The organism is Rickettsia sp. TH2014 (genome assembly GCF_019249195.1).
Taxonomy (GTDB): Bacteria; Pseudomonadota; Alphaproteobacteria; order Rickettsiales; family Rickettsiaceae; genus Rickettsia; species Rickettsia felis.
Genome location: NZ_MXAX01000299.1, coordinates 6,843 through 17,322 on the forward strand (window position 1 = coordinate 6,843; position 10,480 = coordinate 17,322).

Consider the following 10,480-nt stretch of genomic DNA (forward strand, 5'->3'; position numbering starts at 1 on the left):
GAGATTGCTTCGTCAAAATTTTCAATTTTTCCTCGCAATGACGAAAAAACGATCCACGTAGCAAAACCTCACAACCCCACTAGACTTTTAGCAAAATCATGTCGGTTGAATATTTTTAAGTCCTCTCTCTTCTCGCCTATACCGATAAAGTATACGGGTAGATTAAATTTCTGTACTACTCCGACAAGCACTCCGGCTTTAGCACTACCGTCTAATTTAGTCACGATAAGCCCCGTCAAATTAGTAGCATCATTAAAATGTTCTACTTGGTTATAAGTATTTTGTCCTGTAATAGCATCAATTACTAAGACGCTATGAGTAGGAGCATTCTCGTCTAGTTTTTTTATAACCTTTACAATCTTAGACAGTTCATCCATCAAATTTTTCTTATTATGAAGCCTGCCTGCCGTATCGATAAAAAGTATATCGATATTTTGTTTTATCGACTCTTCCATAGCACAGTAAGCAACACTCGCAGGGTCAGCTGATTCTTCACCGGTAATAAGTAGTGCATTTGCTCTATCTACCCAAGTGCCTAGCTGATTCACGGCAGCCGCTCTAAAAGTATCACAGGCCGCAACCGCTACTTTTTTCCCTTGTGCTGAGTACATTGCAGCAAGCTTACCTATAGTGGTGGTTTTACCTGCTCCATTAACACCGCAAACTAAAATTACGTTTAGTTTATTTTCGTTTAGTGTAAAAGGAATTTCTGATTTTGATAACTGCTGCTCTATTAATTCAGCTAGAGCTTCTTTTACTGTATTACTATCTATTTCTTTGTCAAATTTTACCTTTTTAAACTCTTCAATAATATTAGTTACTACCGAAACGCTCATATCACTTGCAATAAGCAGCTCTTCAAGCTCTTCTAGAGTTTCTGCATCTAATTTTTTCTTGTAAAATATTTTGTCGATACCTTCTGATATTTTATTAGAAGTTTTAGATAAACTTTGTTTTAATTTACTAAATATCGAAATCATATTAGATAGTTTTTGTTTTATGGATGTTGTTGCTGCTACGTTGTCATGTTACTGATGTCATTCCTGCGAAAGCAGGAATCCATCATAAAGCGAGATAACCTCCACTTTTAATTTCAAAAACTTGCTGTATTTACACTTTTTTACTGGATTCCTGCTTTCGCAGGAATGACAATAATCAAGACAATTTAAGGTACTTATCTCTTCTTCTTATTCTCGCTTTTGTTTTTATTTCCGTCGGTAGTTTTATTGAATCTACCTAAATTTTTAACAAATTTTTGTAGTCCGTTAAGTTCCGTTCCATATGTTCTAGTATATTCACGGACTGTTTCTATATCTTGTCTATGAGAATCATCTATTACTACTATTTCTTGCATAAAATTATTAGCATCAAACGTCATTTTTACTATCTTCTGCTTTTCAATTTTTGGATTGAGCCAAGCTCTTTGAGAAATAACTCTTTCAACATAATACCAAGTATTTTGGGAATATTCCGGTACCATAGTAGGTGTACCTATTAACTCTACGACTTCTGTTTTATTTAGTTTTTTAGACTCTAATTTTACAAGTGCCGAATCATCAATGGATTGTCCTCTATTTTCGATAGTTTTACAGCCGCTTAAGGAAAAAAAGGCTAATATACTAAAAATGTATGTTATAAAAATTTTCATAAGTTTAATTTTATCTAGATTTTATTACAAGATTATAATATACTGCTTCACTAATTTGACAAATACTTTTTAATTTATATTTAGAGAGGCTAACAATGGCAGTTCCAAAGAAGAAAACATCAAAATCAAGACGTAATATGAGACGTTCGCATTTAGCACTTGGCAAAGTTAACGTAATAGTTGACTCGCAAACCGGTGAATATAAACTTCCTCATCACGTTTCTTTAGTCGACGGTACTTATAATAATCGCCAAGTAGTAACAAAGAAAATTGAAACTGAAGAAGAAGTAGCTTAAGTACCTAAAATTTATGACCTGTAAAATTATTGGTTGCGGCGAGTATCTTCCTTCAAAAATAGTTAGTAATGACGAGCTTGCAAAATTTGTAGATACTAACGATGAATGGATTAGAACAAGAACAGGTATTACGCAGCGTCATATAGCAGGTGATACAGAATATACTTCCCATCTTGCTTTAAAATCAGCTGAAAAAGCTATAGCGGATGCGAGAGTGTCGGCAAATGATATTGATTTAATTATTACATGTACTACTACTCCGGATAATAGCTTCCCTTCAGTCGCCTCTAAGCTTCAAGGTTATCTTGGTTTAACTAATATACCGTCTTTTGATTTACAAGCAGTGTGTGCCGGCTTTGTTTATGGTTTACAAGTAGCAAATTCTCTTATCTCATCGGGTAAATATAAAACTATTTTGCTTATAGGAGCCGAGAAAATGACGTCATTATTAGACTGGAATGATAGGACTACTTGCGTTTTATTCGGTGATGGGGCCGGTAGCGTAATATTGCAGCGTAGTAGTGATGATTCCGGTTTAATAGATAGTAATATCTTCTCAAACGGGGCTGATTATGAAATATTATACACGAACGGTGGTGTAAGTATGAATGGTATTAGTGGCAAGATAGTTATGCAGGGGCAAAAATTATTTCGTCATGCAATAGAAAAAATGCAACAATCTATAGAAGATTTACTGCATGCCAATCAATTCGGTGTAAGCGATATTGATTATTTCATACCTCATCAAGCAAATATCCGTATTATCAATAAACTCGCTGAACTATTAAATATAGAAGAGCATAAAGTAGTGAAAACCGTAGAAAAACATGCTAACTGCTCTGCGGCTTCTATTCCGCTTGCTTTGAATACTCTTAAAGCATCAGGCAAAATAAAAAAAGGTGATATTCTACTATTTTCAGCTATAGGTGCAGGTCTTACTTGGGGCAGTGTATTAATTAGATGGTGAATATACTCAGGTAGAATTTCAAAAATTGTCGTTGTTGTTTAATATTTCTTGATCTTCACATATTATATATTTATATATAAGCTGCCGGTTATAAGCTTCAAAATCGGTTCCTCTTTTCTATATTAAACTTCATTTATCTATTTATCCAAACTATCCACTTGTATTATAAAAATGATATTTTTACCACATTTATACAGAAGTAATTGCATTTTATAATATTTTAGTCTTTAAACTAATAAAATAATGATATATACTAACTCACATAGCTTTTGGTTAGTTTAGTTTTATAACTAGCTAAAATGAATTCAATATTAATAAATTATAATCTCAAGGAGTTTAATTATGAAAACAAAAATTACATTAGCTTTTCTTGCATTATTTGTGCTTGCAGGGTGTAATACAACAAAAAGAACACCGCAATTTGACGGTAATATGAACCAAGGTGAAGAAGCCTCATTAATGAAAGATTTCGAGAAACATGCAGAAACTGTAGTGCGGTTTGCTTTCGATAGCTCTGCTTTATCACCAAAGGCTAAAGAGGCACTAGAGAGACAAGCTTGCTGGTTATCAAAGCATCCTGAATTAAAAGTTACTGTTGAAGGACATTGCGATGAAAGAGGTACCAGAGAATATAACTTAGGTTTAGGTGAAAGAAGAGCAGAAGCAGCGAAAAAATTCTTAGCTCATAAAGGAATCAACCATAACAGATTAAATACAATCTCTTACGGTAAAGATAGACCTGCTATGATGGGTAATACTGAAGAAGCTTTTGCTCATAATCGTAGAGCTGTAATTAAGCATCACTAAAATTATTTACTAATTATAGTATCCTAAAAGGTCGAGTTTACTACTCGACCTTTTTTTTATTTATAACCTGTTATGTCATTCCCGTCCTGTGTAGACCGGTAAATACTCTTTATGTAATTCCCGAGTGTAGGCGGCGGCGTTCCATGGATCGTTTTATGTCATTCCTGCGAAAGCAGGAATCCATATGCTAAAAAGCTTTACTTTAATGGATTCCCACTTCCGCGGGAATGACATCGTTGCTTAAGTTGACACTCATGCACCCACGCGAGAAGCATTGTTGCGTGAATCTGCTTTTCCGTCATTGCGAGAAGAATTACGTAGTAATTCGACGAAGCAATCTAGTAAAAAAATTCTGATTTACAGAATTTTTTTATTATTTTTTCTGGATAGCAGCAAAGCTTCGCTCCTCGCAATGACGGTTAGATATCCACGCAACAATGTCACGCGGGAATGACATAAGTGAGCCATGCAACAATGCCTTTAGTCGTTCGCAATGACGAAAAAACTGATCCACATCGCCCTGTTTTTTAGACAATACCTCAAAAATATAAAAATTTTACTAGACTTAACGGCATAATAATTATATAAATTTCAAATGAAAAGGGGCTGTAGCTCAGTTGGTTAGAGCACGCCGCTCATAACGGTGTGGTCGTAGGTTCAAGTCCTACCAGCCCCACCACACAAAGTCTTATTTAAATTCGTATTAGCACTGAATTTATAATGATTAATCTAAAAACACTTTCTTGGTATCTCACTAAATTATATTCCAAGTGTTTCTTTATTATATTATTTCTTTTAATCGGGCTATTAATCATCTCAAATATTTTTGATCTTTTACAAAAATTCAAAAATATTTATGTTCCTTTTAGTTTTTTTTGGAGACTTATTTTATATAAGATTCCTTATTTACTAGGTCAAGTATCTTCGTTAATTAGTTTTATCTCCATGTTATTTTTTCTTAGAAATCTAACAAAAAATAATGAATTAACGGCCATGTTATCTAGCGGTATTCATATTTGGCAAGTGCTTGTTATTCCATGTATTGTAACCTTAATTTTAGGTATAGTTTTTACGACTATATTGAATCCTATCGGTACTATAGGATTACAAAAATATGAGTTATTAGAGGCAAAACTAACTAAAAAAACCTTGAGTGAGGGGATAATATCTAAATCAGGTTTATTATTTTTTGAATCTTTAAATGATGAAAATCAAATTATTCAAACACAATTTATTAATATTGCTGAGAAAAAATTAAATAATATTACAATATTATTTGTTGATAGTAATAATTCTTTTTTAAAGAGAATTGATGCCTTATACGGTATTATTGAAAATAAAATGTTACATTTAAATAGAGTTAAGGTTTTTACAAAAGAGAAAACTAAGACTTATAACAATTTAACTATACAGACAAATTTATCAATTAATAGTTTAGTAAATAAATTTATTCGTCCTGAAATGGTTTCTATTTGGGCTTTGCCTAAATTAATTAATGAATTATTAAATTCAGGCTTACCGGCTATTAATTATCAAATTTATTATTACAAGCAATTATTTAAGCCTATAATGATGATGGCAACCGTAATTTTAGCAAGTTGTTTTATTAGTCTTAAACAGCGTGATAATTCCCAAGAAAAAATACTGATATTAGGTTTATTTTCAGGTTTTATAGCATATTCGTTATCAGAAATATTATTAAAAATACTTACTTATAATAATTTATCTTTAATTGCTGCTATTTTATTGCCTAGTATGCTAATATTTTTTATTAGTAACTTTATTATTTTACATTATAAGGAGATTTAATATATACGAAGTTTAATTTGAAAAATTGGCTGCGTCGCTTCTCATTTTTAATCCTCACGTAGTATCCCACGCTGCGGACAAAAATTCCGAGGCTTCTTGCTCTTTTTCAAATTAAACTTCGTATATATTAAATTTTTATTTACTATGGGACTGTTTATCTTATTAACAGTTCCATAGAAGCGTTTTTAGAATTTAGAGAGAAAAAATAAAATGATAATGAAATTTTTGGAAGGGTTTTCTTCCGGTATGGCCATAGATCTTGGTACGGCAAATACTATTGTCTATCAAAAAAGTCGTGGAATTGTTCTAAGGGAACCTTCTGTTATTGCTTTAATAAAAAAAGACGGTGCTTTTGTGCCTTATGCTTATGGTCATGAAGCAAAAATGATGCTTGGGCGTACTCCTACGGATATTGAAGCAAAAAGACCTTTAAAAGACGGCGTTATTGCCGATTTTAAGGGCGCAGAGGAAATGATAAAATATTTTATTAGAATGGTGCATAATCGTCGCTCTTTTTTTGGTCCGACAATTGTTATTTGTGTACCTTCTGGTTCTACGCCGGTTGAGCGTCGTGCTATTCAAGAAGCAGCAGAAAGTGCAGGGGGTAGGGATGTTTATTTAATTGAAGAACCTATGGCGGCAGCGATCGGAGCAGGGCTACCCGTAACGGAAGCGACCGGTTCGATGATTGTTGATATTGGAGGAGGCACTACGGAAGTTGCAGTTTTATCACTAGGGGGTATAGTATATGCAAGGTCGGTAAGAGTCGGCGGTGATAAGATGGATGAAGCTATTATCTCATATATAAGGAGGCACTATAACCTATTGATAGGTGAGGCTACTGCTGAAAAGATAAAGCAAGAAATAGGTACGGCTTATGTAGATGAAAATGCTGAGCCAAGAAAGATGGAAATTAAAGGACGTGATTTAATTTACGGTATTCCTAAAGAAATGATATTGAACGAAAGACAAATTGCTGATAGTCTAATTGAACCGGTAAGTCAAATTGTTGAAGCGGTAAAAGTAGCACTAGAAGCAACGCCTCCTGAATTATCATCAGATATAGTTGATAAGGGAATTGTTTTAACAGGCGGCGGCTCATTATTACGAAATCTTGATTTTGTTCTTAGTGAAGCCACTAAATTGCCTGTGATAGTTGCAGATGATGCCCTCTCTTGTGTTGCACTTGGCACAGGAAAAGTACTTGAAGATTTTACAAAGCTAAAACATGTACTATTTAAACAGGATTAAAAATGGCAATACTTGCAAATAGAGTAAAAAATTCTTCAAATTCATTAGAATTAATAAGAATAATATCAAATACTCTTAAGCGTTTTTTTGTTATATTTGGGCTTGGATTGTCTGTATATTTATTTTTTACTACGCCTAAAAAAATATCTAGTATATCACTTGAGATAACCGGTAGTATAGTATCAACCGGTTTAGCAGTTTATGAAGATATATTTGAATATATAAATTCAATAACACAAAAATTTGTTTATTTTCAAGATTTAGAACGAAAAAATATAGAGCTTAAACTTGAGATAGCAAGATTACAACATTTGCAAAGTGAGGTAGAATCGGTAAGAGCCGAAAATATTGCATTAAAAGATTTGTTAACGATTGCCGAGGAAGAAGAATTTGAATATATTACTACTAAATTACTTAGTGTTTCTTTTAATCCCTTTTCTAGAACTGCTTTGATTTCGGCAGGTAAAAAGCAAGGCATTGAACCTGATCAAATCGTTGTTAATTCAGGAAAATTAATAGGAAAAGTAATAGAAGTGAGTAATAATTATGCTAAAGTAATGTTAATTAGTGATGTTAATTCCAGAATACCTATTAAAGCTAATTCTTCAAGAGAACAAGGTATTTTAGCGGGTAACAATAATAATAGTAAAATTTTATACTTGCCTAACAATCATTTAGTACAAAAAGATGAGGAGATAGTAACCTCCGGACACGGTAATATTTATCCTGCAGGTATTTTAGTGGGTTATGTGTCTAAAGTTACGGAACATGATGTTATGGTAAATGTAGCAGCTGATCTATCTAAAACGGAATTTGTGCAAGTATTGTTACCTAAGGAATAATGAAAAAGGGCTATTTTGGTATTATTGCCGAATATATTTGTATAATAATCTATAAATTAAAATTTTATCAAATACTGCATCATATAAAACGTTATTATGCCGGTGAAATAGATATTATTGCGTTACGTAATAAAGAAATTGTTTTTATTGAAGTCAAAGCAAGAAACTCTAAAATTGATGATAGATTTGTATCTTTCAATCAGCAAAGAAGAATTACTAGGGCTGCTGAAATGTTTTTAAGTAGCAATTCTAAATATAGAAATTATAATATCTGGTTTGATTTGGTAATTATAAGGTCTTACAAATTACCTATAATTATAAAAAATGTTTGGTAATACCCGTGTTATTGCATGGCTCGATTTCTTCCTGTCACCCCGTGATTTATTCAAGGGATCCAGTTAAAAATATCAATATTATTGATATTTTTAGTTATTTTTTGGATACCGTGGACAAGCCACGGTATGACGTCGAGGGCGTTTTTTGAGCCATACAACAAAGCTCCACCTATGCGGAGATGACATTGAGTAGGCTTTTCGACCCATGTAACAAGGTTGGTAATACTCGTCAAACTTTGTATATATCTATCCTTTATTTATTCAGAGGTTATTAATATGGCACTTGCGACTAAAGTGAAAGAATTTTTAGAAGAAAAATTAAAACAAGAAAAGATAGATCGTAAATATCTTGCCGAAGTCACTAATATCCCTTATACGACTGTTAGTAGAATTATGAGAGCGGAAGCTAATCGTGAATTCAATCCTGAAATAGATACAATCTTAAAAATAGCAAAATACTTTAATTGTACTATGGATGAGGTAATAAAAAGAAAAGTACGACATAATTCATAAAGCTTGATGTAAGCGAATTTTGTATGATTTGGCTGTACTCACGTAGTTTATCTACTGCTTTCGCAGGCTTGTATTTAAATTCATCTTGTCTGAATATTTCTGAAATATGCTGTACCTACGAAATAAAACATAAAATATGACAATAAAAAATAAAGGACTGATTATAATTTTATCTTCCCCTTCAGGTGCGGGTAAGTCAAGTTTAGCTAAAGCATTATTGAAAATAGATAATAATTTACGTTTATCTATTTCGGCAACTACAAGAAAACCACGTTTAGGAGAAGTAGAGGGCATAAACTATTACTTTAAGACCAGTCTAGAATTTGAAGAATTAGTTAAGCAGAATAAATTTCTTGAATATGCTAAAATATACGATCATTATTACGGTACGCCTAAAGAATATATCGAAATGTTATTAAATCAAGGCTTGGACGTTTTGTTTGATATTGATTGGCAAGGAGCAAAGAGCATTAAGAAAAATGCTACTAATGTTGTTGCTATATTTATATTGCCTCCTAGTATTGAAATACTGGAACAACGCTTAAGAAATAGAGCGACCGATAATGAAGAAGCAATAAAATTACGTATGCAGTCGGCACAAAATGAAATGTCACATGCTAATGAGTATGATTATGTAATTACTAACGATGATTTCGACCAGACGCTTAAAAAAATAAATGCTATTATAGTTGCAGAACGAGAAAAAGCTTTTTGACTTCACCACTTTTTCTTTTTATACTGAAAATTAGAAACTTAATTTCTAATTTTCATGGTATACTCGGTGAATTTCAAAAATTGGCGTTCGTTCTACAAGAGTTACGGTTCCCACGTATCAAGTATATGCTCCGATCCTCGCCTTGTGAACTCCTAGCTCTTTTTGAAATTGACCTTCGTCTACTGATTCCTCATCTTACTTTGGAGTATGCTAGTTTAAATGCTTAGAAAATAATTCCTTTCATCAATAATAAAACATTTTAAAACTCATAAAGTTTGTGCTTTATTAGGATCAAGGCAGTGTGGAAAAACTACTCTTTCTAAACAATTTGCAGAAGCTTATAATATTCCTAAAATTAATATTTTTGATCTTGAAAATCCTTTAGATTTAGCAAGATTAAATGAACCGATACTTGCTTTGTCTGATCTAAAAGGATTTGTTATTATCGATGAAATTCAGTATAAACCGAATCTATTTCCTATTTTAAGAGTTCTTGTTGATACAACTGATATTAAATTTTAGTACTAGGCAGTGCATCAAGAGACTTAATTAAACAAGATTCTGAAACGCTGGCCGGTAGGATAGGCTATATTGAAATGACACCGTTTGCCTTATCTGAAGTGCCAGACACTCAAAAATTATGGGTACGCGGCGCGGATTTCCTTTATCATATCTCGCAGATGATGAAGAGTTAAGTACTTTATGGCATCAAAATTATATTAAAACATTTTTAGAAAGAGATATACCAAATTTAGGTTTTACAATTCCGTCTATGTAGTTACGTAGGTTTTGGTTAATGCTTTGCCATTATCACGCTAATATATTCAATGCTTCAGAACTTGGAAATTCTTTATCTATCTCATATCATACCGCAAAGCATTATTTAGATATTTTAGAAGGAACTTTTATGATCCGTGTTTTGCAGCCTTGGTATGAAAATCTTAAGAAAAGACAAGTTAAAACTCCTAAAATTTTTTTAGAGATAGCGGAATATATCACGCTTTATTAGGGTTACATAGTTATGAAGCATTAAATACTAATCCTAAAATCGGTGCATCATGGGAGAGGTTTGCTTTAGAACAAATTATTAGATACTATAAAGCTGAGGCTGAGGAATGCTATTTTTGGTCACCTCATAACGGAGCAGAAATAGATCTTTTAATTTTTAAAAATGGTAAACGTTTAGGTTTTGAAATTAAATATACAAATACGCCGAGTATTATAAAATCAATGCAAATATCCTTAGAAGATTTAAAACTTGATCAAATTAATGTGTAATAGTTGAGATTTAATCTTA

At 32.4% G+C, this 10,480-nt stretch carries 11 protein-coding genes, 1 tRNA gene and 1 pseudogene; 11 read left to right on the forward strand and 2 right to left on the reverse strand.

The annotated features are described in order from the left end of the window. Positions 1 to 68 precede the first annotated feature (68 nt). Both ftsY and KYQ89_RS06615 read right to left on the reverse strand, forming a co-directional pair. Entirely contained in the window at positions 69 to 980 is a 912-nt protein-coding gene (ftsY, locus tag KYQ89_RS06610) for a signal recognition particle-docking protein FtsY (protein WP_218460923.1), read from the reverse strand. Between the two features lie 194 nt (positions 981 to 1,174). Next, complete coding sequence (locus KYQ89_RS06615; RefSeq protein WP_218460924.1) at positions 1,175 to 1,648, reverse strand: outer membrane protein assembly factor BamE; 474 nt, start codon at positions 1,646 to 1,648, stop codon at positions 1,175 to 1,177. 95 nt (positions 1,649 to 1,743) lie between these two features. Between KYQ89_RS06615 and rpmF the strand changes: the two genes are divergently transcribed. The 11 genes and pseudogenes from rpmF to KYQ89_RS08060 all read left to right on the forward strand — a co-directional run. Beyond that, the gene (gene rpmF, locus KYQ89_RS06620) at positions 1,744 to 1,944 is read left to right on the forward strand and encodes a 50S ribosomal protein L32 (protein ID WP_008579275.1); all 201 of its coding nucleotides are present in this window, start codon (positions 1,744 to 1,746) and stop codon (positions 1,942 to 1,944) included. Positions 1,945 to 1,957: 13 nt separating this feature from the next. Beyond that, on the forward strand, positions 1,958 to 2,911 hold the full coding sequence (locus KYQ89_RS06625; RefSeq protein WP_218460925.1) for a beta-ketoacyl-ACP synthase III: 954 nt from the start codon (positions 1,958 to 1,960) through the stop codon (positions 2,909 to 2,911). Positions 2,912 to 3,253: 342 nt separating this feature from the next. Next, positions 3,254 to 3,718: a peptidoglycan-associated lipoprotein Pal gene (pal, locus tag KYQ89_RS06630; protein WP_218460926.1), complete on the forward strand. Its 465-nt coding sequence runs from the start codon at positions 3,254 to 3,256 to the stop codon at positions 3,716 to 3,718. A 602-nt stretch (positions 3,719 to 4,320) separates the two neighbouring features. Then, positions 4,321 to 4,397 (forward strand) — tRNA-Ile (locus tag KYQ89_RS06635). A 41-nt stretch (positions 4,398 to 4,438) separates the two neighbouring features. After that, positions 4,439 to 5,527 (forward strand): LptF/LptG family permease, encoded by a 1,089-nt coding sequence (locus KYQ89_RS06640; protein WP_218460927.1) that lies wholly within the window; start codon positions 4,439 to 4,441, stop codon positions 5,525 to 5,527. Between the two features lie 210 nt (positions 5,528 to 5,737). After that, a complete protein-coding gene (locus KYQ89_RS06645; protein WP_040256378.1) occupies positions 5,738 to 6,778 on the forward strand; it encodes a rod shape-determining protein in 1,041 nt (346 codons plus the stop codon). Positions 6,779 to 6,780: 2 nt separating this feature from the next. Then, positions 6,781 to 7,620, forward strand: a complete 840-nt coding sequence (mreC, locus tag KYQ89_RS06650; RefSeq protein WP_202069294.1) for a rod shape-determining protein MreC — start codon at positions 6,781 to 6,783, stop codon at positions 7,618 to 7,620. Further along, positions 7,620 to 7,955, forward strand: coding sequence for a YraN family protein (locus KYQ89_RS06655; RefSeq protein ID WP_218460928.1), 336 nt, complete (start codon positions 7,620 to 7,622; stop codon positions 7,953 to 7,955). Before mreC ends, KYQ89_RS06655 begins: the two co-directional genes overlap by 1 nt. Positions 7,956 to 8,231: 276 nt before the next feature. Next, positions 8,232 to 8,468 carry a helix-turn-helix transcriptional regulator gene (locus tag KYQ89_RS06665; RefSeq protein ID WP_039595196.1) on the forward strand — a complete coding sequence of 79 codons (237 nt, stop codon included), beginning with the start codon at positions 8,232 to 8,234 and terminating at the stop codon, positions 8,466 to 8,468. Between the two features lie 136 nt (positions 8,469 to 8,604). Continuing rightward, a complete protein-coding gene (gmk, locus tag KYQ89_RS06675; protein WP_218460929.1) occupies positions 8,605 to 9,183 on the forward strand; it encodes a guanylate kinase in 579 nt (192 codons plus the stop codon). A gap of 246 nt (positions 9,184 to 9,429) precedes the next feature. Next, a pseudogene (locus tag KYQ89_RS08060) lies at positions 9,430 to 10,458 on the forward strand (ATP-binding protein); the annotation flags it as partial. Positions 10,459 to 10,480 lie beyond the last annotated feature (22 nt).